We start from the raw sequence: 25,303 nt of genomic DNA on the forward strand, positions 1-25,303 counted from the left end.
TTCACTTTGAAATATTGGATTCTCTCGATCATTTACGTTGGGTATGTATCCCTGCCCAACCTTGGGCATATACATGCGCACGATTGGATTGCCTCTCTTGTCTTCACCTGTGAAGCGTGGCAGGCCTCTCGCCTCTCGGGTTAGCGCCTCATTTATGGCTTGGTGCTGTATTAGAAAACTATTGAATTTGGTGCTGCAATTGGCTCTCCACTTCCTCGGCCTCGGCGACTTCACATCGCTGGCGTGAACATCCAATGAACGCTCTTTCGGCATATACGAGCCATATCGCCTAGACTTTATCAAAATTCAATACTCCATGATTTACGATTCCGAAACACTTTCTAGTTGATAGCACCTAAGGCAATTCAACAGCACTTCCATAAAATGTCGCTGATCGTAAATTTCCTGATCAAAATACGTATCCATATCTTCAAACAAATCATCAAAGCTGTCACCAGCCTCCAGATAATAACTGATTACTTCAATATATTTATCCTGAGCTCCGGGCGGATAACGCAAAAACTCAGGCTTAAGCAAAACATCAAACAACTCAGAAAGCTCAGAGTCGATATTTATGTTTTTTGAAACTATTATCTCTTCCCGCTTCTCGTCGCTAACATTTTCAATATTAAATACAAACAACAACCCGATCAGCGGCATCATGCTTGGTTTGGGTTTCATTTTTTCGGCCCTGTATAAGCTGTTATTGGATCACCATTCGCCTTCAAAATCACTATCGCATGGTCGTATGTATTGTATTGTAAACCGTCTCGCTTATACCCCTCTCCAATCCTTCGCCCAAAATCGATCGGCTTGGTACTTTCAAACAAATCATTGCGCCTGAAAACGAGTTTCGCCCTATATATGGCATTCAATTGATCTCTATGGCTTATGAAGCGTGTCGCTGCAGAGGGAATCTTCGGCTGACCTATATTATTGCCGTGGGTATAAACGTCTATTTCGCCTGTCCCAGGATTTCGCCCTGTCGTAACGCGCTCCAACTGAGCCTCCGCCGTAGTCTGAGCACCATGCTTCTCTAGGAAATGCGCGCCTGGGATCGATCGCTCCATCTCATCCAACCGCCGATAAGCATTCGCCTCCGCCAACTCATCAATCCGCACCCGCCGCTGCTCCGCCGTCATCGGCAGCCGCGGCTCACCCTCATCCACTCCAGCCTTAACCGCCGGATCCTGCTCCCCAACCGCCGGCCTACACCCACCCTTCCCCGGACAATCCACCAACCCCAACGGATCCACCCACCCCGTCGGGTTCAGGGTGTACCGATACCCATTGAGCCCACCCACCAACTTGCTCGGGTCGGGCGTCAGGTAACGGCCAGTCTCGGGATTGTAGTAGCGGTGCCGGTTGTAGTGCAGGCCGCTTTCCAGGTCGTGGTATTGCCCCTGGAAGCGCAGCGGTTGCTCAAGCTGTTCGCCGCCACCGTGCGTGAGTTCAGTGAGTTTGCCGTAGCCGTTGTAGCGCGCCGACCAGACGATCTGGCCGCTGTAGCTGGTCAGTTCCTGGGGCGTGCCCAGGTGGTCGAGGTGGTAGTAGAACGGCGTGGCTTTTTCCGGGCCTTCGCCATCGAGCATCGCCAGCGGGCGGAAGGTGCCGGGTTCGTAGACGTAGCTGCGGTGGTGGCGCGGGCTGTTTTCGGCGACAACCTGGTCGCCTTGCCAGAAAAACTCCGTGGTCAGGCCGTCCACGGTCTTGCTGATGCGTCGGCCAAAGGCGTCGTAGCGGTAGGACGTTTCGCGGCCATCGGCCGTGGTGACGCCAATCAGGCGGTGCTGGCTGTCGTAGCGGTAGGCGCTGACCAGGGCCTGGTCGCGGCGTTCGTGGATCAGGTTGCCGAAGGCGTCGTAGTCGTAGTGGCGGTCGCCCTCCTTCAGCAGGCGGTTGCCCTTGAGGGTGGTCGGGCCGGGACGGTCCTGCATCATCAGGTTGCCGGCCGGGTCGTGGCAGAAGTGTTCCGGCGGTTCGCTGTGGGAAAAGTCGATGCGGGTCAGGCGATCCAGCGGGTCGTACTGGTAGCTGCGGCGGTTTCGGTTGTCGGAAAGGGTTTGCAGGTTGCCCTTGGCGCTGTAGGCATAATCGCGCCAGAACAGTTGCTGCTGTTGGTTCTGCCACACGGTCTGGGCCTTGAGGCGGCCCTGTTCGTCGTAGTCGTAGTCACTGAGCAGCCGGCCTTGCTGGCGTTGCCGTTCGCGACCGCCGACAAAGCGGTGTTCGGTCAGGCGCGAGCCGTTGAGGTCGATGGCGGTCAGTGCGCCACCTGGGGCATGGTGGTAGTCGAGCTGGCTGTCGTCCGGCAGGCGCAGGTGGTTGAGGCGCCCGCAAGCGTCGTAGCGATAACGCAGGGTGCCCCAGCCCTGGTGCTCGCAGACCAGCCGGTCCTGGGCGTCGTACTCGAAGGCCAGCGGATGATCGCTGCCGTCGTTGACGTGGACCAGCCGGCCCAGTTCGTCGTAGCGGTATTCGATGGCCTGGCCGTCGGGCAAGGTCTTGACCCGCAGCCGCCCAGCCGCGTCGCGCTGGTACTGGGTGAGCCGTTGCGAACCGTCCTCGCCGTGCTCGGTTTTTTCCAGCAGGTGGCCGTTGAGGTCGTAGGCGTAGGCGGTGCGTTGGCCGTCGAAGCCGACTTGCTGTCGGATCAAGCCGTTGGGCGTGTAGTCCAGCTGATATTTTTCGCCGGATTCGTTTTCGATTTCGGTCAGCAACAGCCGCGCCGAGTCGTAGCGGTACTTCAGCTCGCTGCCGTCGGGGTTCAGGCGGCGGCCGACCAGGTGCAGGTCGTCGGCGTATTCGTAGCGGGTCAGACGGCCCTGTTCATCGCGCTCGGCGGTGACCTTGCCGTAGGCGTTGTAGCGCCAGGTCCGGGTGGCACCGTTGGGCAAGGTCACCTGCAGCAGGCGGCCGACGGCGTCCCATTGGTAGTGCGTGAGCGCGCCGTGTTCGTCCTGGCGGCTGAGTAAACGCCCCAGGGCATCGTAGGAAAAACACCGGCGACTGCCGTCGGGCAGGATCTCTTCGGTCAGTTGGCCCAGGCGACTCCAGGTGAAGCGATGTTCGCCACCGTCCGGGTCATACGTCGCCAGCAGTTGCCCATGGGCGTCGTAGGCATATTCCGTGCGCCGGCCGTCCGGGTCGATGAGGACGATCAACTCGCCCCGGGCATTGCGCCGGTAGCTCCACACGGCCTTGCCGCGCGCACGGCTGCGCAGGAAACCGTTGCGGTATTCGTAGGACGTCGGCGTCTCGTCCGGGGGAAGCAGCGCTACCAGCCGTCCGACGTCGTCGTAGCGGTATTCGGTCACCGCGCCCAGCGGGTCCTGCTCGGCGATCAAGCGACCTTGTTCGTCATAGGCCTTGAGGTGCTCGCCGCCGTCGGGCTCGACCTTGCGCACCAGCCGCGCCCGGTCGTCGTGGACATACACCTCCTGGCTGCCATCCAGGTGCCGGACCGTGACGCTGCCGTCTTCGCCCCAGGTGTAGCGACTGTCCATCTGCGCAAACGAGGCCCAATGCCGTACGCAGCGGGACGCCGGTCCGACGCCTTGCCATTCCCAATAAAAGCTCGCCCCGCCGGCCAGTTGCCGCTGGAGGATGACGTGTTGGTCGTCGTAGTCGTAGCGCTCGCTTTCACCGGCGGCATTGGTCGCTTCGATCAGTCGGAAACGTCCGTCGTAGCGGTAGGAAACCAGCGTCTGTTCGGTCCGCCAGGCTTCGTCGAGGGTGATGGCGGGATGGAAGCTCTGGTAGTCGACGGCGATCAGGTGGCGCTGCTCGTAACGCAGGCGCAGGGCGCGCCCGGCGCCGTTGTCCAAACGGCAGATGTCGCCATGGATGTTGCGCTGGAGGGTCAGGCGGTTGTCGTAGCGGTCGCTGAGGGCGCTCAGGTGGCCGTCGCGAAAGTGCAGGAATGCTGCGTTTTCGCCGGGCTGGGCGACGATCAGTTCGTCCGCCTCGGTGCCCAGGTAGATCGCCGCGCGAGCCAGGCTGTTGTGGATCGCCGGACGCTGGGTGCTGGGCAGTGGAAAGGTCGTGCGGCGGTTTTCCTGATCGACCCAGGTGACCTGCTCGCCGTCGAGTTCCAAGCGATGGGCCAGGGCATGGCTCCAACCACGCCCGAGGCCGACGTCCAGGTCAGCGGCGCTGGTGCGGTATAAACGGGTGAAGACAAACGGCAAGCGGCCATCGAGGGTGCCGTCGTCGAGGGTCAGCAGTTCTTCGCCGGTGACCATCGACACCGGGCAGCCGCTGGTCTGGGTCTGGGCCGCGGTGTCGGCGGGGTCGCCGTTGGGGTTTTTCGACTGGGTGGGGGCGTCGTCGTGGGGTTCGTGTCTTTTCAGCGTGGTGTTGCGCTGTGCATCCCAGCGCAGTTGCATCCGACCTTTCTTTATCCCCGCCGCAATGCCGCGCGCCGCCACGGTTTTGTAGCGGTCCACGTAGCTCATGAAGCCGTTTACCACTGCGAAGATCGCACGGATGAAACGCTGCATGGCGTTCAGCAGGGTTGCGCCGTGCCTGGCCAACCGCATCGACAAGTAGGCAATCCCGGCCCCCGCCCCGGCAAAGGTCAAGACCACGCCGATCAGCAAGTCGATCACCAGTTGCACCGCCACGGTCGAGAGCCCTTTGGCCGTTTCGCCAGCGACTTCACTGGGCGGCAACATCTCCAGCCAGAGGCTGGCAGTGCGCACCAACAGGCACAGCGCCGCTTCGTCGCTGGCCAGCAGTTGCAGCTTGGCCATCACTTGCGGCGTGTCCTGAGCCAGTTTTTTCAACTGATCAGCGCTTTCGCCCAACCGATCAACAAACTGACCGGGATCCTTGAGGATGTCCGAGAGCAAGCTGATGCTGTCCCACACACTTTCAATCGCCGCCCAACTGCCGGCGAGCAACCCGTTCCCCACAGCTGCTGCGGAAGTCGCCAAGGACTGCTGCGCCCATCGCGGCTTGAAACCCTGCCACTCACCGCGCAACCAGTCCGTCAGATCGGTGGTCAGGCCATCGTAGGAAGAAAACAGATTCGCGATTTGCCTGGCGGACACCTCGCCCTGAACGTGAACCCGATAGGACTTGCCCGCCTCCCCCGTGAAGGTCCCCAGGCCTTGGGCATCCAAGGTCACCGGCGTGACCTCGCCGCTGGCCACATCCACCACATCCACCACGATGTCGCCCAGCGGGATGTCGTACACCGACTCGAACTTGCTTTCGATCGTCATCGGCCCGCCCTTGGGGCACTGGACGACCGTGGAGAGGAAGTCATCGTCACCGGTGCTGACAGCGGTGGTGCTGTCGCCAAAGCGGATCAGCCGCTCCATGCCCATCAATGACGGTAGGTCAGCGGCATGGCTGGCACGGTCCGCCGCTCGGCTGTACCAGCGCTCGAGCTGCTCGCGGTAGACCGACAAGGTGCCTTTGAAGCTGTCGAGTTCCTGCTCGATTCGGCTCACCTGATCCATCAGGACAGGGCTCGCTCAAGGGCCGGCAGGAAAAAACGGTCGAACATGGGCAGACGTCTCGCAGCACTCAGGGAGCGCGAGACTTTGCCGGGGATGACAGGGGAATTAAGTCAGGGGAAGGAGACAGAGCGCGTAGGGCGATTCGCTAAATTCGTCCGAGCTGCACAACGAATCGCCTGTGGATAACCCTAGATATCGCGAGTTTCAAGTGATTTGAGCTTGATTTCGGCCAGCGGGTGCCCGGCTTTCGCCGCCAAGGTCCACCAACGTGCCGCTTCCACCGGGTCCGGCGCCTTGCTGGTTGTACCGGCCAGGCTGATCACGCCGACCTGGTAGGCGGCCTTGCCATCACCGGCCAATGCCGCCAGCCGCAACAGGCGAACCCCTTCTTCACGGGCGCCCAGCCCTTGACCTCGGAAGGTGAGGATGTGCCCGTAGAAACTCTGCGCACCGACATCGCCCAGGTTCGCCATGCGCGAGAACTGACCCTCGAGCCAGGTCCAGCCACGCGGCTGGCGGACGAACCAGGACCAATGAAACAACCGACGCGCCAGCCAGTAACCGGCCCGCGCCTTGAGTCGCCAGAGCACTCAGGCCTCCGCCGATTCGGGGTACTCGTATTCAAATACCCGAACCACTTCCGAAGCGTGCCAGGAGGCGGCGGCCACGCCATCGGAAGGCCCGGAAAAGCGGCCCAGGCGTTCAACGCACTCAAAGAACCCCGTGCGCGGCAACCGACTGGCGCCCTGGCTGATCACCAACGAACTGCGTAGCGGCTGTTCCGCCCGTGCGTCCAGCGCCGCCAGGTGTTCAAGGGCCGCGGTCAAGGTCTGCATGGCCGGGCTGGGCAGTTGCAAGCGCTCGAGCAAGGCGCGGTAGGTCAATAAATGGCGCTGGCGGCGCGCCTGGTCCAACTCACCCAACAACCCATCCCAATGCTGCCGACTGATGCGTACGCTCACGATTCTTCCCTCCAACCCGGCACCGTCAACTCCCAGGCCAGACTGCGCCGAATCGCGGCATCGGGCTGACGCTCGCCGCTCTCGATCAAGGCCAGATAAGACGGGCTGATACCTACCGTGCGGGCCAGCGCCTCGATGGCGATGCCCTTCCCTTCGCGTAAACTGCGTAATTGATCCAGGCCAGGGAGAACCTGGCCCGGTGCCGCCGCGTGACGGACTGTCGCTTCGCGCGGCGGAGCTTGATCGATGCCTGCTGCCTTCAACAACGACTGGTACTGATCCCACGGCAAAACCGCGTATTCGGGCTCTCCGTCACGTGTGATTATTTGAATATCCATGTCTACCCCGTAGGACAACAACACTTAGCGAGTCAGCCTTTTTTCTGGGAAGTGTAATCCTAATACCGGCTAAGGTCGCGGGGCGATGAATTCTCTGGGGTAAGTGCTACCGAATCAGGTTTTTTTCTGACCTTGGAGTTGGAGTTGTTCCGGGGTATCGGGAAGCCTTTCGACCTGTGCAAGCTTCTCGGGCGATTGCCGATAACGCCAGGCGCGGAATGCCTCGAGTTCAACGTCGAGGGTTTTCATGATCCATGCCAGCACCGCGATGTCGTCGAACATGCCAAACATCGGCAAGATGTCTGGAATCGCATCCAGGGGACTGAGGAAATACATCAGCCCTGCCACCACCGACAGCATCGACTTGGCGCTGACAGCACGATATTCGCCTCGCCAGTAGGCCAGGCACAAGGCCTGCAACAGACGCAGGTCCTCCTTGAGCTTGCCCAGCCGTCCACCCTCCCGGGCACCTTTGCTGGCAACGGCGAACAGCAACGTCGGCAATCGACCGCGGGCCAGCAGGCGGCCTGCCAAGGGCAGAAATCGCGCAAAATTCCACGGGGCCTTCATTTTTTCTCCCACTGAAATGTTATCCACACAAATTGTGGATAACCTTGTGAACAGAGCTGCATTTCACCGCTGAAGCCCCCGTTTCATAAGGGCCCGGCTTAGATCGGGCGTTTTTTACTCACATAAAAAAACCCAATATTTCATTGACTTGACCGGCTGACTGCGTCTAGCACAGCGCCTGTATTGCCTATGACTATACCCTGCATCGTGCGTTCGGTTTTTTTGCCATTTTGCCGAAGCCCAGATGCGACAACGCCCCGCATAAGCGAGGCGTTGTCGTTATAGCAGACGCGATTACTTGGCTGCGCCTTCTTTTGCCGGATCCTTGATCGCCAGCAGTTCCAGGTCGAACACCAGGACCGAGTTGGCCGGGATGGCCGGGCTCGGGCTCTGGGCGCCGTAGGCCAGGTCGCTCGGGATGTACAGCTTGTACTTCTCGCCGACGTGCATCAGTTGCAGGCCTTCGACCCAACCCGGGATCACGCCGCTGACCGGCAGGTCGATCGGGCTGCCACGCTCAACGGAGCTGTCGAACACAGTACCGTTGGTCAGCTTGCCGGTGTAGTGAACAGTCACTACGTCGGTCGGCTTAGGCTGTGGACCGTCGGCTTTCTTGACCACTTCGTACTGCAGGCCGGAAGCGGTGGTGGTGACACCGGTTTTCTTGCCGTTTTCTTCGAGGAATTTCTTGCCGGCAGCTGCCGACTCTTCGCTCATCTTGGCCATGCGCTCTTCGGCACGCTTTTGCAGCGCGGCGAAGGCTTCGACCAGTTCTTCGTCTTTCAGCTTCTGTTCTTTCTTGCCGACGGCATCTTCGATGCCCTGGGCGACCGCTTTGGAGTCCAGGTCATCCATGCCTTCCTGAGCCAGGCTCTTGCCCATGTTCAGGCCAATACCGTAGGAAGCTTTCTGCGCCGGGGTCTTCAGCTCTACGCTGGTCTGCGAGTCGCAACCCGCGAGTACCAGGCCAACCAGGGCCACCGCCGCCGCCAACCGATGCTGTTTCATGCTATTTCCTTGTTCATGCGCCTAAAGGGCAATCGAATAAAGCCGCGAGCTTATCAGGCGGCCACGACCAATGGCTACCGGCATGTGAGCCACAAAGTAATGATAAGTTCAGGTCTGCAAACGCTTTTTAAGCCTGGACGAATGAAGCATCTGTCATCTGTTACGTACAGGGGCAAATTGCCGCTCCTCCACAGGCCAGGGTAATGGCCACTTGCCCGACGCGCAGCACTGAGGCATAAGGGCTTATCAAAAAAAACAAGGACGTTACCGTGCGCCTCCTCTCTCGCATTCTCTTGCTGCTCCTCGCGCTGCTGATCGTTGTCGTGGCCGTGGTGCTTTATTACGTCGCCAATCCTCGCTTGCCGTTCTATACGCCCATCGAACAGGTGCACTACCTGGATCAATGGAGCGCCGCCGAGCGCCAGACGTATTACTTCACGCCCCAGGGCACCCAGGTCAAAGGCTTGCGCTACGACTGGTTCACCGCCCTCGAACTGCCGTTTTCGCAACAACGCTTCGCATCGCCGGAGTACCTGGCGCGCTTCGGCTTCCTGATCGATCCGGCGCAGAAAGCCTCGCCCGGCAATCCCGGCAACTTGCCGGTAGGGTTTGCCCGGCACCAGAATCCGGGCAGCACCGACCAATACCTCGATATCACCTGCGCGGCGTGTCATACCGGCGAATTGCGCTTCAAGGGCCAGGCGATACGAATCGATGGTGGCTCGGCTCAACACGTGCTGCCTTCCAGTGTTCCTACATTGCGCGGTGGCAGTTTCGGGCAGGCATTGGTCGCCAGTCTGGCGTCTACCTACTACAACCCTTGGAAATTCGAGCGCTTCGCCCGCCAAGTACTGGGCAAGGACTACGACGCCCGCCACGAGGAATTGCGCAAAGCGTTCAAGGTTTCCCTGGACACGTTCCTGCGGGTGGCCTGGAACGACACCCATCGCGGCCTCTACCCCACCGAAGAAGGCCCTGGCCGCACCGACGCCTTCGGTCGCATCGCCAATGCCAGCTTCGGCGACGCCATTTCGCCGCAAAACTACCGGGTGGCCAACGCACCGGTGGATTACCCGCAGTTGTGGGAAATGTGGACATTCGACTGGGTCCAGTGGAACGGATCGGCCCAGCAACCGATGGCCCGCAACGTCGGTGAGGCGCTGGGGGTCGGGGCCACGCTGAATTTCTTCGACGCCCAAGGCAAACCGCTGCAAGGCGATGCGCGCTACCCCTCCAGCGTGCGTGTGCGCGACTTGAACAAGATCGAAGAGACCCTACAACTGCTCAAGCCGCCCGTGTGGCCGGAAGCGCTGCTGGGCTCGATCGACAAACCGCTGGCGGCCAAGGGCCGGACCCTGTTTACCGAAAACTGCGCCGGCTGCCATGTGCCCAAAGTGGTTCAGGGGCCTGACAGGCCGGTCCAACAACTGCACATGCTCCCCGTACAAGTGATCGGCACCGACCCGGGCACCGCCAATAACATCGCCGACCACCGCTACGACCTGACCAGCCTGCAATGGGATCCGGCCGAGCTGGCGAAGCTGGACGTGCAACTGCACCCGACCCCGACGGAGCCGCTGGACTTGAGCCAACTCTCGGTCGCCAAAGGCCTGGCCTATGTCACGGCATTCGTCGAAAACCGCGCTTACCGCGACGCCGGCGTCACCCCCGCCGAGCGCCCGGCCCTGGACGGTTTCGGCTTGCCCATCGGCGTACGTGAATTGCGCGCCTACAAGGCCCGGCCGCTGGCGGGCGTCTGGGCCACGCCACCGTTCCTGCACAACGGCTCGGTGCCGACGATCTATCAACTGCTGTCCCCCCAGGACGAGCGCGCGACCACGTTCTATAAAGGCAATTTCGAATACGACCCGCGTCACCTGGGCTATCGCACCGAAGCCTTCACCAACGCATTTCTCTTCGATACCCGGATCACTGGCAACCACAACAGTGGCCATGAATTCCGCGCGGGCGAGCGCGGCAACGGCGTCATTGGGCGTCTGCTGCAACCGCAGGAACGCTGGGCGTTGCTGGAGTATTTAAAGGTGCTGGGCGGGCCACTGGAGTCGCAACTGTAATGATGAACCCCACCGGTAAAAGGAAGTTTCAATGTTGATCACGCTCTGGCTGCGCCTCGGTGCCTTTTTGGGCAAGACGCTCCTGTGGCTGCTGGGCATCGGGCTGCTCGGCTGGGCACTGTCCACGGCCTGGTTTGCCTGGCAACACAAGGGACCGGTCCCGGACAAGGAACAGGTTGCGCCCGGCGAAGCGGCCATGACCCAGGACATCATCCAGACCGCTATTCGCATCGTCGAGCAGCACCGCGAAAGCACGCGCTACCTGCGCGATGCCCATGCCAAAGCGCACGGGTGCGTCATGGCCGAAGTCCAGGTGCCGAGCGACCTGCCGGCAGCGTTGCGCCAAGGGGTATTTGCCGAACCGGGGAAGGTCTGGCAGGCGACGATTCGCCTGTCCAACGGCAACGCCTATCCGCAATTCGATAGCCTGCGCGATGCACGAGGGATGGCGATCAAGCTGATGAACGTACCGGGCAAGCAACTGCTCGCTGACCGGCAATCACAGGGTGAGCAGGATTTCGTGATGTTCAATCATCCGAACTTCTTCGTCAGTGATGTCGCCGAGTACCGTCAGAATGTGGCCGCTCAGGCTGACGGGAAGAAGGCGATGGCTTTCTTTCCAAGCCTGGACCCGCGCAGCTGGCAGATTCGGCATTTATTCATCGCCCTGGCGACCCTCTCGCCGGCTCCGGCCAGCCCGACCCAGACCACTTACTTCTCGGTATCGCCTTACAAGTTCGGTGAGGCCAACGCCAAGTTTCGCGTCGCACCGGACCCGGACAGTTGCCCAAGCTACACCTTGCCTCCGCAGAACCAGGACCTGCCGAATTTCTTGCGTAGCGCATTGAACCAGCAGTTATCCACCGACCGGGTGCCGGCGTGTTTTGTCTTGCAGATCCAGCGTCAGGATCCGAGCAAGTACATGCCGATTGAAGACACCAGTATTGAATGGCAGGAAAGTGATGCGCCGTTCGAGACCGTGGCACGGATCAAGGTTCCAGCTCAGGATTTCGATACGCCCAAGCTGAATCTGGCTTGTGATAATCAGTCGTTCAATCCTTGGTTTGGGATTGAGGCGCACCGGCCTATTGGTGGGATCAATCGCTTGCGTAAGGCGGTGTATGAGGCGGTCAGCGATTATCGTCATCGGCGGAATGCTGAGCTGTAGAGGTTGGATTGGGGTGTATATCCGTTTTTTTGGTAACGGCTGCTGACGGTTCCGCTCTTACAGCGGCTCACTTTTGAAAAGCGCAAAAGTAAGCAAAACGCTCTTGCCCCACCACTCGGTGCCTCGCCTAGGCTCGGCATGCCCTCACTCCGGCATTGCTCCGTGGGCCGCCGCGAAGGGCCATCCATGGCCCAGCGCGGCTAACCCGGCATCCATGCCGGGTTGCCCACTGCGCAATGCCTGCGTTCGGCCAGCGTGGTTTAACGGGGCGTCGAGATCAAAGTCCAAAGCAACAGCAACAGCAACAGCGGGACAAATGCCGGCATCTATGTGGCTGAACCACCGCTATCGCGAGCAGGCTCGCTCCCACATTGGATCTTTGGCAGACACAAAATCCATGTGCACCGCAAAACCTGTGGGAGCTTGCTCGCGATGAGGCCAGCCCATCCAACATCTTCATCGACTGTGAAACCGCCTTCGCGAGCAAGCTCGCTCCCACATTGGATCTTGGGCAGGCACAAAATCCATGTGCACCGCAAAACCTGTGGGAGCGAGCTTGCTCGCGATGAGGCCTGCCCATCCAACATCTTCATCGACTGTGAAACCGCCTTCGCGAGCAGGCTCGCTCCCACATTGGATCTTTGGCAGGCGCAAAATCCATGTGCACCGCTCCCACAGGAGAAACGCGGTCTCACCAAGAGTCAGGTCGGCTACTAGGCCGCCTCGCGGTGGACGTTGATCTCGGCGCCCCGTTAACCACGATGGCTGAACGCAGGCATTGTGGAGTGGGCATCCCGGCATGGATGCCGGGATAGCCGCGCTGGGCCATGGATGGCCCTTCGCGGCGGGCCCACGGAACAATGCCGGAGTGAGGGCACACCGAGCCTAGGCGAGGTGCCAAGTGGTGGGGCATGAGCGCTTTGGTTACTTTCGCGCTTTTCGAAAGTGACCCGCTGTAAGAGCGGAACCCTAAGCAGCCGTTACCGCAGCAACGGATATGCACACCACTCCAAAAACAAAGAACAAAAAAAAACGACGCTCTTCCCTCGCAAAGGAAAAGCGTCGTTTCTAGTAGTCACCTGGCGTTCAGCATTCCAGATAACCGAATATGGCGCAGCGGACGGGACTCGAACCCGCGACCCCCGGCGTGACAGGCCGGTATTCTAACCGACTGAACTACCGCTGCGCGTAACACTGAAAGTTTGGTGGGTGATGACGGGATCGAACCGCCGACATTCTGCTTGTAAGGCAGACGCTCTCCCAGCTGAGCTAATCACCCTTCACTTTCGATGCGGGGCGCATTCTCTCACAGTTTTTTGTAACGTGCTGATTTAATTAGCAAATTCAGCAAAAAAACATGAGCAACGCACACCGCAGGAACTGCAAACAGCAAAAAGCCCGCGTTAGCGGGCTTTCCGTGGTGACCTGGCGTTCAGTGTTCCAGGTTACCGAATATGGCGCAGCGGACGGGACTCGAACCCGCGACCCCCGGCGTGACAGGCCGGTATTCTAACCGACTGAACTACCGCTGCGCGTAACACGTTGAACGAATGGTGGGTGATGACGGGATCGAACCGCCGACATTCTGCTTGTAAGGCAGACGCTCTCCCAGCTGAGCTAATCACCCTTCGCTTTCGGTGTGGCGCGCATTCTACGGAGCACTCTTTAAGCTGGCAAGCACTTTTTAAATTAATTTTTTCAGGCCTTCCAAAGGCTTAGCGAAGGGTTGGCCTATGGCGCCGCGAAGAGAATAATGCCCCCCTTTGTATAAAGGAGAGACTCACCCCATGTGGTTCAAAAACCTGCTTATCTATCGCCTGACCCAAGATCTGCCTTTTGATGCCGAGGCGTTGGAAACTGCACTGGCCAGCAAACTGGCGCGTCCATGTGCAAGCCAGGAGTTGACCACTTACGGTTTCGTCGCGCCGTTTGGCAAAGGCGAAGACGCACCGCTGGTGCACGTCAGCCAGGATTTCCTGCTGATCGCCGCGCGCAAGGAAGAACGCATCTTGCCGGGCAGCGTCGTACGCGATGCCCTGAAGGAAAAGGTCGAAGAGATCGAAGCCGAGCAAATGCGCAAGGTCTATAAAAAGGAACGGGACCAGCTCAAGGATGAAATCATCCAGGCGTTCCTGCCGCGTGCGTTCATCCGTCGTTCGTCCACTTTCGCCGCCATCGCGCCGAAACAGGGCCTGATCCTGGTGAACTCGGCCAGCCCGAAACGCGCCGAAGACCTGTTGTCCACCCTGCGCGAAGTCATCGGCTCGCTGCCGGTACGCCCGCTGACGGTCAAGATGGCCCCGACCGCCACCATGACCGACTGGGTCAAGACCCAGAAAGCCGCAGACGATTTCTTCGTGCTGGATGAATGCGAACTGCGCGACACCCACGAAGACGGCGGCATCGTACGCTGCAAGCGCCAGGACCTGACCAGCGACGAAATCCAGCTGCACCTGAACACCGGCAAGGTGGTGACGCAACTGTCCCTGGCCTGGCAGGACAAGCTGTCCTTCGTGCTCGACGACAAGATGGTGGTCAAGCGCCTGAAGTTCGAAGACCTGCTGCAGGACCAGGCAGAGCAGGACGGTGGCGACGAAGCCCTCGGCCAACTGGACGCCAGCTTCACGCTGATGATGTTGACGTTCGGCGAGTTCCTGCCGGCGCTGGTTGAAGCGTTGGGCGGGGAAGAGATTCCGCAGGGGATCTAAAGACTGTTGATCTCTAGTGTGGGAGCGGGCTTGCTCGCGAAGACTGACTGACATTCAACGATGATGTTGACTGACACTCCGCTTTCGCGAGCAAGCCCGCTCCCACATTGGGTTTTGTGGTGTTCTTAATAATAAGGATCAGGCCATGCGCGCACTGGCTGCATTGAGCCGCTTTGTCGGCAACACCTTCGCTTACTGGGTACTGTTTTTCGCGGTACTGGCATTCCTGCAACCGCAGTGGTTCGTCGGCCTGAAAATCGCCATCGTGCCGCTGCTGGGCCTGGTGATGTTCGGCATGGGTCTGGCACTCAAGCTGGAAGACTTCGCCGAAGTGGCCCGTCATCCGGGACGCGTAGCCTTGGGCGTGGTTGCCCAATTCGTGATCATGCCCGGTACGGCGTGGCTGCTTTGCCAAGTGTTCAGTCTGCCGCCGGAGATCGCCGTCGGCGTGATCCTGGTGGGTTGCTGCCCGAGCGGCACATCGTCCAATGTCATGACCTGGCTGGCTCGCGGTGACCTGGCCCTGGCCGTGGCGATTTCCGCCCTCACGACCCTGCTTGCCCCTCTGCTGACCCCTGCACTGATCTGGCTGCTGGCCTCGGCCTGGTTGCCGGTGTCGTTCTCGGCGCTGTTCTGGTCGATCCTGCAAATCGTACTGGTGCCGATCGCATTGGGCATCGTTGCCCAACGCCTGTTGGGACCCAGGGTTCGCCATGCCATAGACGTGCTGCCGCTGATATCGGTGGTGAGCATCGTGATCATTGTGGCGGCGGTGGTAGCGGCCAGTCAGGCGAAAATCGCCGAATCCGGCCTACTGATCATGGCCATTGTGATGCTGCACAACAGCTTCGGTTATCTGCTGGGGTACTTCACCGGGCGTTTGTTCGGCTTGCCGTTGGCCCAGCGCAAAACTCTGTCATTGGAGGTGGGCATGCAGAACTCCGGCCTGGGCGCGGCATTGGCGAGCGCGCACTTTTCGCCACTGGCGGCGGTGCCCAGCGCGCTGTTCAGCGTCTGGCACAACATTTCCGGCGCCCTGCTCTCGACGTACTTCCGGCGCATGAGCGAAAAACAGGACCGTGAGCTACTGGCCCGTCAAGCGGCAGATTGAAGGACAATCTTGACCGAATCGTCAGCATTGGGCACTCTTGCGCCCAATGCGGGGACGACCTCGCAACGCCATAGCGTTCATTATCCGGGGACGACCCCACCCATCGATGAGGTGCGTGATGTCCTGGATCATTCTGTTTTTTGCCGGCCTGTTCGAAGTCGGCTGGGCTGTCGGCCTGAAATACACCGACGGCTTCAGCCGCCCTCTCCCCACTGCACTGACCATCGCCGCCATGGCGATCAGCCTCGGCCTGCTCGGCCTGGCGATGAAGGAACTGCCGCTGGGTACGGCCTACGCGATCTGGACCGGGGTCGGTGCCGTGGGCACGGTGATCGCCGGAATCATTTTGTTTGGTGAGTCGATGGCGCTGGTGCGCCTGGCCAGCGTGGCGTTGATCGTTGCAGGGTTGATCGGGCTCAAGGTCAGCACCTGAATTTTCCTGCAAGAGCCAAACCTATGGGAGCAAGGTCTGTGGGATTAAACCTGTGGGAGCAAGGTCTGTGGGAGCAAACTTGTGGGAGCAAAGCTTGCTCGCGATGGCGTCCTTGCGATCGCTATCGCGGGCAAGCCTTGCTCCCACAGACCTTGCTCCCACAAGTTTAATCCCACAGAACTTGCTCCCCACAGGTTTTAATCCCACAGGGCTTGCTCCCATAAGCTTTTTGCTCCCACAGTTTTTCGTTCTAGCGGACAGTCCCACGCAACTCCCCCACCAACGCCTGCAACTTCGCCGGCTCAGCCACTTCCACCGCCACAGCCGAACCCGCCACCAGCGTCACCCGCGACCAGAACCGGCGAAACAGCCCTTTGGCCGGGTCGCGACTGAAAAAGCTGCCCCACAAACCCTGCAACGCCAGGGGAATCACCGGCACCGGGGTTTCCTGGAGGATGCGGGTCAGTCCGCTCTTGAACTCATTGATCTCACCATCGCCAGTCAGTTTTCCTTCAGGGAAGATGCACACCAACTCACCGTCCTTCAGGTATTGGGCGATTCGCTTGAAGGCTTTTTCGTAGATGTGAATGTCTTCCTGGCGCCCGGCAATCGGGATCGTCCCGGCGGTGCGGAAGATGAAATTCAGCACCGGCAAGTTGTAGATCTTGTAGTACATCACGAAGCGAATCGGCCGACGCACCGCGCCGCCAATCAGCAAGGCATCGACGAAGGAAACGTGGTTGCAGACCAATAGCGCAGCGCCTTCATCGGGTATCGCCTCCAGGTTGCGATGCTCCACGCGGTACATGGAATGACTCAGCAGCCAGATCATGAAACGCATGCTGAACTCGGGGACGATCTTGAAGATGTAGGCATTGACACCGATGTTCAGCAACGACACCACCAGGAACAGTTGTGGAATCGACAGTTTTGCCAGGCTCAGCAACACGATGGAGACGATGGCCGAGACCACCATGAACAACGCGTTGAGAATGTTGTTGGCGGCAATCACCCGCGCCCGCTCGTTCTCCACCGTGCGCGACTGGATCAAGGCGTACAGCGGCACGATGTAGAAACCACCAAAGATGCCCAGGCCCAGGATGTCGATCAACACCAGCCAGGCGTGACCGAAACCGAGCACTTCAAGCCAACCGTGACCCTCGACGCTGTCGGGGATTCCACCGGAATGCCACCACAGCAACAGACCGAATACGGTGAGCCCGAACGAGCCAAACGGCACCAGGCCGATCTCGACTTTGCGCCCGGAAAGCCTTTCACAGAGCATCGAACCCAAGGCGATCCCCACCGAGAACACCGTCAGGATCAAGGTCACCACGGTTTCGTCACCGTGCATCCACTCCTTGGCATAGGCGGGGATCTGCGTCAGGTAGATCGCACCGACGAACCAGAACCAGGAGTTGCCGACAATCGACCGGGACACTGCCGGGGTTTGCCCCAACCCCAGTTTCAGGGTGGCCCAGGATTGGCTGAAGATGTTCCAGTTCAAGCGCATTTGCGGCGAGGCCGCCGCCGCGCGCGGAATGCTGCGGCTGGCCAGGTAACCGAGCACGGCAACGCCGATGATCGCGGTGGACACCACGGGTGCGTATTGCGCCGAGGACATCATGATCCCGGCGCCGATGGTGCCGGCCAGAATCGCCAGGAAGGTGCCCATCTCCACCAGGCCGTTGCCGCCGACCAACTCCTCCTCACGCAAGGCCTGGGGCAGGATCGAATACTTCACCGGGCCGAACAGCGCCGAATGCGTGCCCATGGCGAACAGCGCCACCAGCATCAGCGATAAGTGATCGAACAGAAACCCTACTGCGCCGACTGCCATGATGGCGATTTCGCCGAGCTTGATCAGACGAATCAACGCGTCCTTGGCGAATTTTTCCCCGAACTGCCCTGCCAACGCCGAGAACAGAAAGAACGGCAGGATAAACAGCAGTGCGCAGAGGTTGACCCAGATCGAGCGGTCGCCCTCGATGGTCAATTTGTAGAGGATGGCGAGGATCAGCGACTGCTTGAAAATGTTGTCGTTGAACGCGCCCAAGGACTGCGTGATGAAGAACGGCAGGAAACGCCGCGTGCGAAGCAAGGTGAACTGCGAAGGGTGACTCATCTTCCATGTTCCTGAGTGGCGTGGACGCTTATTGGAATGAACGTTTTTCGATCCAGGCCACACATTACCTGTCTTTAGCGATTATTTCGCCAGCCCTGCAATACAGGGCGACACAAACAACTCACCGTGCCAGGCGCCCAGCACCGTACGCCGCCCGACGATCAGCCACATCACCACCAGCATCGCCACCAGCACAGCCCCGAACACGCTGAAAAAATCCAGGCCCAGCAGGTCCGCAAGCTTCAGCGTGGTCAGCGCGTACACACCCAGGGGAAAGGTAAAGCCCCACCAACCGAGGTTGAAGGGAATGCCTGCACGCAGGTAGCGCGCGGTAATCAACAGCGCCATCAACATCCACCACAAACCCAACCCCCACAGCGTGATGCCGGCCACCAGCCCCAACCCGGCGGCGATTTCGCCTACGCCGGGCAGGCCATTGGCGGCAAAAATCAGCGGAGCATCGTTGCCCAGCAGCAACATGCCCAGGGCGCCGGTGCCGATCGGGCCGAGGGCCAGCCAGCTCGAGGCGGCCATGTTTTCGTGAGGCAGTTTGTGCAGCGCCATGCGCAACAGCAAAATCGTCAGGATGCTGAACGCCACCGGCAGGGAAAAAGCCCAGAGTACGTAGCTGGTCACCAGCATGACCCATTGCCCATGAGCGTCGGCCAGATGCGGCGCCAACAGCCCGCCGCTGGCGGCTGCGACTTCGGCGGCCACCACAGGCAACAACCACACGGCGGTCATCTGATCGATCCGGTGTTCCTGGCGGGTGAACATCAAGAACGGGATCAGCACGCCACAGGCCAGCGACATGGCCACGTCGATCCACCATAACGCCTCAGCCACCGCCACCACGCCCTCCCCCCAGCGCGGCAGCCCAAAAACCAGAAAGCCGTTGATGATGGTCGCCAGCCCCATGGGGATGGTGCCGAAAAACATCGAGACTGTTGAATGGCCGAAAATCCGTCGCGCTTCGTCGAAGAACAGCACCCAACGGGCCGTGTACATGAGGGCGAACACCACGAACAACAGCGTGTTGAACAACCACAAGCCTTCGCCCAGGGCCCGCAGGCCGGGCATCGACGCCGGCCATTGCGCCAAGGCCAGCGCCAGCACGCCGGTGCCCATGACCACGGCAAACCAGTTAGGCGTGAATTGGCGAATGGCCTCCAGCGGCCTGGGCAAATGGCTCAATGGACGCAAGCGGTTTTTTGCAGCGCAGCATGTCATGGCGAACTCCCGTCCTCGGATGAGGTGACGCCATGCTAGAGCCGGATCGAATATCTATATAACGGGTATTTTCTCTATGTCTTATCGGTTTCACAGATAGCTATCAGACGCTGCCTTCGGTCTCGATCACCAGGATTCGCGCTTCGCCCAAGGGCCTGGCCACATGCTCGGTGCCCACCGATGCGTAGAAAATGTCCCCGGCCTCCAGCAAGGCCTCCTTTTCGACACCCTCTTCCCGATAGCACATCCGCACTTGCCCATCGAGCACCACGAAGACCTCCTCGCCGTCATTGACGTGCCATTTGTACGGCTGATCGGTCCAGTGCAGGCGCGTGGTGATGCCGTTCATGTTGGCGATATCCAGCGCCGCCCAGGCGCGGTCCCCGATGAAGGATTTGCTGCGAATGATTTTCAAGGGATCGTCCGGAAAAAGGCTGAGGCGCCAAGACTAACCCACTGCCAGCAGCGCCTGCATGCTTGGTTTCAAGACCGCGCGCCATCGCTGACCGGTCTCATGGATTGACGCAACCCCAACAACGCGACGACACACAGCACAATCAACACCGCGCCATAGCCATCGGTGGTCGGGATCAGTCCGAACACCCGTGTCAGGTTCCCCGCCAGCAGCGACGGCAGGCTGAAGGCCAGGTAACTGAGGACATAGAACGCCGACATCAAGCCGGCTCGTTCGTGGGGCAAGGCCAGCGGCATGATGCTGCGCAGCGCGCCCAGGAATCCTGCGCCAAAGCCGCCACCGGTGACCAGCGTGCCAATGAAGAACAATGGCAAGCTAGCGCCATGCACCGCCACCAGCACCCATGCCAGGCCAATCACCAGCAAGCTCGCGGACAGGCGCAACATTTTGTCTGCGCCTTGGTTGCGCAAGAGGTAGATGGATAACGCGCCGCTGAGGGTCAGCGCCGCCACCAGCGCGCCACCGATCAGATTGGAGGTCGATCCGGTTGCCGTCCGCACCAGGGACGGTGCCAGTGACAGGTAGAAACCGCCCACGGCCCAGGCCGCCAGGTCCAGTGGCAGGACCCGCCACAAGGCTTGCCGCGCCTGGGGCGGCACATGCAGGGTTGGCCGCAGGGACCGCCAGGCACCCGGTTGCGGGCTGACGCTTTCCGCCAGGCGCCAGAGGTAAACGGCCTGGGCCAGGAACAAGCCCAACAAAAGCCAGTACGTCAGTTGCAAGGGCAACGGCGCGAACTCAGCCAGCAGACCACAGCCCAGCGCCCCGCATGCCATGCCCAACAGCGGCGCGACACTGGTGATCAGCGGGCCTTGGCGACGGTCGAAATCCAGCAAGGCTGCCCCCAGCACGCTGGTGGCCATGCCGGTGGCAAATCCCTGGATCAACCGAGCACTGATCAACCAGGCAACGCTGTCGGCACTGATGAACAGCAGCATCGCCAGCATGTTGAGCAACAATGCCGCGAAGATCACCGGTTTGCGGCCCAGGTAATCCGATAGCGAACCCACGGTCAGCAAGGCCGCCAACAGACTGAAGGCGTACACACCGAAAATCAGCGTCAGGACAGCCGGGGAAAACTGTAATTGTTCCTGATAGAGGTGATACAACGGCGTCGGCGCGCTGGACGCAGCGAGAAAACCGAGCAAGGTGAGCGCCAGGAATATCAGGCTGGCGCGGGTCGAAGCTGGACGGGACATGGGCACGCTCCACAGGAGTACTCGCAAAAGCTAATTTTTTGCTTTTGCGAAGTGTGCTACCGGCGTGCGCTTAAAGCAAATTCTTTGTGTTAAGGTCTGACGCATGGCTATTAAAGAAGGTTTACGCCCCGGCGGCAGAAGCGCCCGGGTCCAAGAGTCGATTCATTCGGCGGTCCGCGACCTGCTGCAAGAGCAGGACCGCGCGACCCTGACCGTGCCGCAAATCGCTGCGCGCGCCGGGGTGACGCCGTCCACCATCTACCGGCGCTGGGGCGATCTGCCCGCGCTACTGGCCGACGTCGCCATCGCGCGCATGCGCCCTGACGGCGAACCAGCCGACACCGGCAGTTTGCGCGGCGACCTGCGCGCCTGGGCTGAGCAATACCTGGACGAAATGAGCTCCGAGCCCGGTCGCAACATGATGCGCGACATCCAGGCCTGCGCCACGCCGGGGTATTGCGTGGGGATCCTCAGCCGTCAGTTGCAGATCATCCTGGATCGCTACCCCGATGAGCCCAATCCAGGCGTCGAACGGCTGATCAATGTGGTGGTGGCGCCGACGGTGTTCCGTATCCTCTTTGCTACCGCGCCGTTAGCGGGTGAGGAGTTGTATCGGCTGGTGGATATCGCGTTGGCTCAGTAAGGCCGCCTTCGCGAGCAAGCCCGCTCCCACATTGGTTCTGTGGTGAATACAAATATTGTGTCCACCGGAGGTCCAATGTGGGAGCGGGCTTGCTCGCGAAGAGGCCCGAAAGAACACCCAATAACCTGAGCATTCCCCCCACCCGCGACACCCCACCACGCCTCGACCTTGGTCGACACTGACGAACCCGTGCGGGCATGCGAGACTGTCCTGCCGGGCTCAAGTCCCGGTGTCTTCGTCCGGGAGTTTCCATGTCGTTGTCCAGCGGGCTGATCGCCGTTGTCGCCCTGGCCTATATGGCCATCATGTTCGCCATCGCCTTCTACGGCGACCGGCGCAGCACACCGCTGCCGCCGCGGGTGCGGGCCTGGGTCTACAGCCTGTCGCTGGCGGTGTATTGCACCAGTTGGACGTTCTTTGGTGCCGTCGGCCAGGCGGCCGAACAGCTCTGGTCATTCCTGCCGATCTACCTCGGGCCCATCCTGCTGCTGGTGCTGGCGCCGTGGGTCCTGCAGAAAATGGTGATGATCAGCAAGCAGGAGAACATCACCTCCATCGCCGACTTCATCGCCGCCCGCTACGGCAAGTCCCAATCCCTGGCAGTGGTGGTCGCGCTGATCTGCCTGGTCGGCGTGCTGCCGTACATCGCCTTGCAACTCAAGGGCATCGTGCTCGGGGTGAACCTGTTGATCGGTGCTGGCGCCGATGCCATGGGCACCCGCGCCCAGGACACCGCGCTGATCGTCTCGCTGATCCTGGCCTTGTTCACCATCGTATTCGGTACCCGCAACCTCGACGCCACCGAACACCACCGTGGCATGGTGCTGGCGATTGCCTTCGAATCCCTGGTCAAGCTGTTCGCCTTCCTGGCGGTCGGTGCGTTCGTGACATACGGCCTGTACGACGGCTTCGACGACCTGTTCAACCAGGCCATGCTCGCCCCACGCCTGGAGCAGTACTGGAAAGAAACCATCAACTGGCCGTCCATGGTGGTGCAAACCGGGGTGGCGATGATGGCGATCATCTGCTTGCCGCGGCAGTTCCACGTGACCGTGGTGGAAAACATCGAACCCCAGGACCTGCGCCTGGCCAAGTGGGTATTCCCCGCCTACCTGGCCCTGGCCGCGCTGTTCGTGGTGCCCATCGCCCTCGCCGGGCAAATGATGCTGCCCAGTTCGGTACTGCCGGACTCGTTCGTTATCAGCCTGCCGCTGGCCCAGGCCCATCCGGCCCTGGCCGTGCTGGCGTTCATTGGCGGTGCCTCGGCGGCCACCGGCATGGTGATCGTCGCGAGTGTGGCGCTGTCCACCATGGTTTCCAACGACATGCTGTTGCCGTGGCTGTTGCGCCGCAACAACGCCGAACGGCCCTTCGAAGTGTTCCGCCAGTGGATGCTCTCGGTGCGGCGGGTGAGCATCGTCGTGATCCTGTTGCTGGCCTACGTCAGCTACCGGCTGTTGGGTTCGACGGCGAGCCTGGCGACCATCGGCCAGATCGCCTTCGCCGCCGTGACCCAACTGGCCCCGGCCATGCTCGGCGCGCTGTACTGGAAACAGGCCAACCGCCGCGGTGTGTTCGCCGGCCTCGCCACGGGGATCTTCCTGTGGTTCTACACTTTGGTGTTGCCGATTGCCGCCCACAGCCTGGGCTGGTCGCTCAGTAGCTTTCCGGGCCTGGCCTGGTTGCATGGCAATCCCTTTAACCTGCCGATTACCCCGCTGACCCAGGGGGTGGTGCTGTCCCTGGCCGGCAACTTCACGCTGTTTGCCTGGATCTCCGTGCTGTCGCGCACACGCGTTTCGGAACACTGGCAGGCCGGACGCTTCATCGGCCAGGAAATCAGCGCCCGCCCCAACCCGCGCTCAATGCTGGCGGTGCACATCGAAGACCTGTTGCAACTGGCCGCCCGCTTCGTCGGCGAGGAGCGGGCGCGGCAGAGCTTCATCCGTTTTGCCTACCGCCAGGGCAAAGGCTTCAACCCGACCCAGAACGCCGACAGCGAATGGATCGCCCACACCGAACGCCTGCTGGCCGGTGTACTCGGGGCCTCTTCGACCAGGGCTGTGGTAAAAGCCGCCATTGAAGGTCGGGAGATGCAGCTCGAAGACGTCGTCCGGATCGCAGACGAAGCGTCGGAAGTGCTGCAGTTCAACCGTGCGCTGTTGCAAGGCGCCATCGAGAACATCAGCCAGGGCATCAGCGTGGTCGACCAGTCCCTCAGGCTGGTGGCCTGGAACCGGCGCTACCTGGAGCTGTTCAAGTATCCGGACGGCTTGATCAGTGTCGGCCGGCCCATTGCCGATATCATCCGCTACAACGCCGAACGTGGCCTCTGCGGGCCGGGCGAAGCCGAAGTTCACGTCGCCCGACGCCTGCACTGGATGCGCCAGGGCCGCGCCCATACCTCTGAGCGACTGTTCCCCAACGGCCGGGTGATCGAGCTGATCGGCAACCCGATGCCCGGTGGCGGTTTCGTCATGAGTTTCACCGACATCACCGCGTTCCGCGAGGCCGCACAAGCGCTGACCGAAGCCAACGAGGGGCTGGAGCAACGGGTGGCCGAACGCACTCGGGAATTGTCACAGCTGAACCTGGCCCTGACCGAAGCCAAGAGCACCGCCGAAGCGGCCTATCAATCCAAGACCCGGTTCCTGGCGGCAGTCAGCCACGACCTGATGCAACCGCTCAACGCCGCGCGGCTGTTCTCTGCCGCGCTGTCCCACCAGCACGAGGGTTTGCCGAGCGAGGCCCGGCAACTGGTGCAGCATCTGGACAGTTCGCTGCGTTCCGCTGAAGACCTGATCACCGACCTGCTGGACATCTCCCGTCTGGAAAACGGCAAGATCAACCCCGACCGCAAGCCATTCGTCCTCAACGAGTTGTTCGACACCTTGGGCGCCGAGTTCACGGCGCTGGCCCAGGAACAAGGCCTGAAATTCCGAATGCGCGGCTCACGGCTGCGGGTGGACAGCGACATCAAGTTGTTGCGGCGAGTTTTGCAGAACTTCCTGACCAACGCTTTCCGCTACGCCAAGGGCCCGGTGCTGTTGGGGGTACGTCGGCGCAACGGCGAGTTGTGCCTGGAAGTCTGGGATCGTGGGCCGGGCATCGCCGAGGATAAGCTGCAGGTCATTTTCGAAGAGTTCAAGCGTCTGGACAGCCACCAGACCCGCGCCGAAAAAGGCCTGGGCCTGGGCCTGGCCATCGCCGACGGGCTGTGCCGTGTGCTGGGCCATACCTTGCGCGTGCGTTCCTGGCCGGGACGCGGCAGCGTATTCAGCGTCAGCGTCCCCTTGGCCCATACACAAGCCGTCGTACCGAGCCCCGTGGTCGAACCCAACGGTCATTTGCCAAGCGGCGCGCTGGTGCTGTGCGTCGATAACGAAGACAGCATCCTGATCGGCATGAACAGCCTGCTGACGCGCTGGGGTTGCCAGGTGTGGACAGCACGCAACCGGGAAGAATGCGAGCGCTGGCTGGCCCAGGGCGGCCGACCGCAACTGGCGCTGGTGGATTTTCATCTGGACGACGGCGAGACCGGCACCGAACTGATGGCCTGGTTGCGCACGCGCATGGGGGAACCGGTGCCGGGGGTGGTGATCAGCGCGGACGGCCGACCTGAGATGATAGCCCAGGTGCATGCCGCAGGGCTGGATTACCTGGCCAAGCCGGTGAAGCCGGCGGCGTTGAGGGCGTTGTTGAGTCGGCATTTGCCGTTGTAATGGGCAGAGGGACACGCGGTTCCCTGTGGCGATGGAAAATCTTGTGGGAGCAAGGCTTGCCCGCGATG

The 25,303-nt window shown here is 60.9% G+C and carries 18 protein-coding genes and 4 tRNA genes; 7 read left to right on the forward strand and 15 right to left on the reverse strand.

Annotated features, from left to right (window positions below; translation table 11 throughout):
• Nucleotides 1–321: 321 nt before the first annotated feature.
• The 7 genes from AD662_RS21205 to bamJ form a co-directional block, all read right to left on the reverse strand.
• On the reverse strand, nt 322–681 hold the full coding sequence (locus tag AD662_RS21205) for a hypothetical protein (protein ID WP_053189683.1): 360 nt from the start codon (nt 679–681) through the stop codon (nt 322–324).
• Nucleotides 678–5,468, reverse strand: a complete 4,791-nt coding sequence (locus AD662_RS21210) for an RHS repeat-associated core domain-containing protein (protein WP_053189684.1) — start codon at nt 5,466–5,468, stop codon at nt 678–680. The genes AD662_RS21205 and AD662_RS21210 overlap by 4 nt, the downstream gene beginning before the upstream one ends.
• 188 nt (nt 5,469–5,656) lie before the next feature.
• Nucleotides 5,657–6,058 (reverse strand): SEL1-like repeat protein, encoded by a 402-nt coding sequence (locus AD662_RS21215; protein ID WP_046062489.1) that lies wholly within the window; start codon nt 6,056–6,058, stop codon nt 5,657–5,659.
• On the reverse strand, nt 6,059–6,430 hold the full coding sequence (locus AD662_RS21220; protein ID WP_003179080.1) for a hypothetical protein: 372 nt from the start codon (nt 6,428–6,430) through the stop codon (nt 6,059–6,061). It abuts the gene before it with no gap.
• Nucleotides 6,427–6,768 carry a helix-turn-helix domain-containing protein gene (locus AD662_RS21225; RefSeq protein ID WP_003204574.1) on the reverse strand — a complete coding sequence of 114 codons (342 nt, stop codon included), beginning with the start codon at nt 6,766–6,768 and terminating at the stop codon, nt 6,427–6,429. Before AD662_RS21225 ends, AD662_RS21220 begins: the two co-directional genes overlap by 4 nt.
• A gap of 114 nt (nt 6,769–6,882) precedes the next feature.
• Complete coding sequence (locus AD662_RS21230) at nt 6,883–7,338, reverse strand: YkvA family protein (protein ID WP_018605394.1); 456 nt, start codon at nt 7,336–7,338, stop codon at nt 6,883–6,885.
• Between the two features lie 294 nt (nt 7,339–7,632).
• A complete protein-coding gene (bamJ, locus tag AD662_RS21235) occupies nt 7,633–8,346 on the reverse strand; it encodes a BamJ family beta-barrel-assembly machinery protein (RefSeq protein WP_018605396.1) in 714 nt (237 codons plus the stop codon).
• Nucleotides 8,347–8,615: 269 nt separating this feature from the next.
• Here bamJ and AD662_RS21240 point away from each other — a divergent pair, with 269 nt between their 5' ends.
• Nucleotides 8,616–10,421 carry a di-heme-cytochrome C peroxidase gene (locus AD662_RS21240; protein ID WP_053189685.1) on the forward strand — a complete coding sequence of 602 codons (1,806 nt, stop codon included), beginning with the start codon at nt 8,616–8,618 and terminating at the stop codon, nt 10,419–10,421.
• 31 nt (nt 10,422–10,452) lie between these two features.
• Nucleotides 10,453–11,589 carry a catalase family protein gene (locus AD662_RS21245; RefSeq protein WP_053189686.1) on the forward strand — a complete coding sequence of 379 codons (1,137 nt, stop codon included), beginning with the start codon at nt 10,453–10,455 and terminating at the stop codon, nt 11,587–11,589.
• A 1,109-nt stretch (nt 11,590–12,698) separates the two neighbouring features.
• Here the strand turns inward: AD662_RS21245 and AD662_RS21250 are convergent.
• From AD662_RS21250 to AD662_RS21265, 4 genes are all read right to left on the reverse strand, one after another.
• Nucleotides 12,699–12,775 (reverse strand) — tRNA-Asp (locus AD662_RS21250).
• Nucleotides 12,776–12,792: 17 nt separating this feature from the next.
• Nucleotides 12,793–12,868: transfer RNA gene (locus AD662_RS21255), tRNA-Val, on the reverse strand.
• A 176-nt stretch (nt 12,869–13,044) separates the two neighbouring features.
• Nucleotides 13,045–13,121: transfer RNA gene (locus AD662_RS21260), tRNA-Asp, on the reverse strand.
• Between the two features lie 19 nt (nt 13,122–13,140).
• Nucleotides 13,141–13,216: transfer RNA gene (locus AD662_RS21265), tRNA-Val, on the reverse strand.
• Nucleotides 13,217–13,376: 160 nt separating this feature from the next.
• On the opposite strand from AD662_RS21265, the gene rdgC reads away from it, so the two are divergent.
• From rdgC to sugE, 3 genes are all read left to right on the forward strand, one after another.
• Entirely contained in the window at nt 13,377–14,297 is a 921-nt protein-coding gene (gene rdgC, locus AD662_RS21270; RefSeq protein WP_014339706.1) for a recombination-associated protein RdgC, read from the forward strand.
• A 145-nt stretch (nt 14,298–14,442) separates the two neighbouring features.
• Entirely contained in the window at nt 14,443–15,408 is a 966-nt protein-coding gene (locus AD662_RS21275) for a bile acid:sodium symporter family protein (protein WP_018604296.1), read from the forward strand.
• A gap of 118 nt (nt 15,409–15,526) precedes the next feature.
• Nucleotides 15,527–15,841: a quaternary ammonium compound efflux SMR transporter SugE gene (gene sugE, locus AD662_RS21280; protein WP_014339708.1), complete on the forward strand. Its 315-nt coding sequence runs from the start codon at nt 15,527–15,529 to the stop codon at nt 15,839–15,841.
• 250 nt (nt 15,842–16,091) lie between these two features.
• Here the strand turns inward: sugE and AD662_RS21285 are convergent, their stop codons facing one another.
• The 4 genes from AD662_RS21285 to AD662_RS21300 form a co-directional block, all read right to left on the reverse strand.
• Nucleotides 16,092–17,966, reverse strand: coding sequence for an MFS transporter (locus tag AD662_RS21285; RefSeq protein WP_024618200.1), 1,875 nt, complete (start codon nt 17,964–17,966; stop codon nt 16,092–16,094).
• Nucleotides 17,967–18,047: 81 nt separating this feature from the next.
• Nucleotides 18,048–19,196: a TDT family transporter gene (locus AD662_RS21290; protein ID WP_053189687.1), complete on the reverse strand. Its 1,149-nt coding sequence runs from the start codon at nt 19,194–19,196 to the stop codon at nt 18,048–18,050.
• A 103-nt stretch (nt 19,197–19,299) separates the two neighbouring features.
• A complete protein-coding gene (locus AD662_RS21295; RefSeq protein ID WP_053182189.1) occupies nt 19,300–19,611 on the reverse strand; it encodes a cupin domain-containing protein in 312 nt (103 codons plus the stop codon).
• Nucleotides 19,612–19,679: 68 nt separating this feature from the next.
• The gene (locus AD662_RS21300; RefSeq protein WP_053182192.1) at nt 19,680–20,870 is read right to left on the reverse strand and encodes an MFS transporter; all 1,191 of its coding nucleotides are present in this window, start codon (nt 20,868–20,870) and stop codon (nt 19,680–19,682) included.
• 103 nt (nt 20,871–20,973) lie between these two features.
• On the opposite strand from AD662_RS21300, the gene AD662_RS21305 reads away from it, so the two are divergent.
• Nucleotides 20,974–21,513 carry a TetR/AcrR family transcriptional regulator gene (locus tag AD662_RS21305; protein WP_053189688.1) on the forward strand — a complete coding sequence of 180 codons (540 nt, stop codon included), beginning with the start codon at nt 20,974–20,976 and terminating at the stop codon, nt 21,511–21,513.
• A 251-nt stretch (nt 21,514–21,764) separates the two neighbouring features.
• Complete coding sequence (locus AD662_RS21310) at nt 21,765–25,235, forward strand: hybrid sensor histidine kinase/response regulator (protein WP_018604302.1); 3,471 nt, start codon at nt 21,765–21,767, stop codon at nt 25,233–25,235.
• Nucleotides 25,236–25,303 lie beyond the last annotated feature (68 nt).

It is taken from the genome of Pseudomonas kilonensis (assembly GCF_001269885.1).
Taxonomy (GTDB): Bacteria; Pseudomonadota; Gammaproteobacteria; order Pseudomonadales; family Pseudomonadaceae; genus Aquipseudomonas; species Aquipseudomonas kilonensis.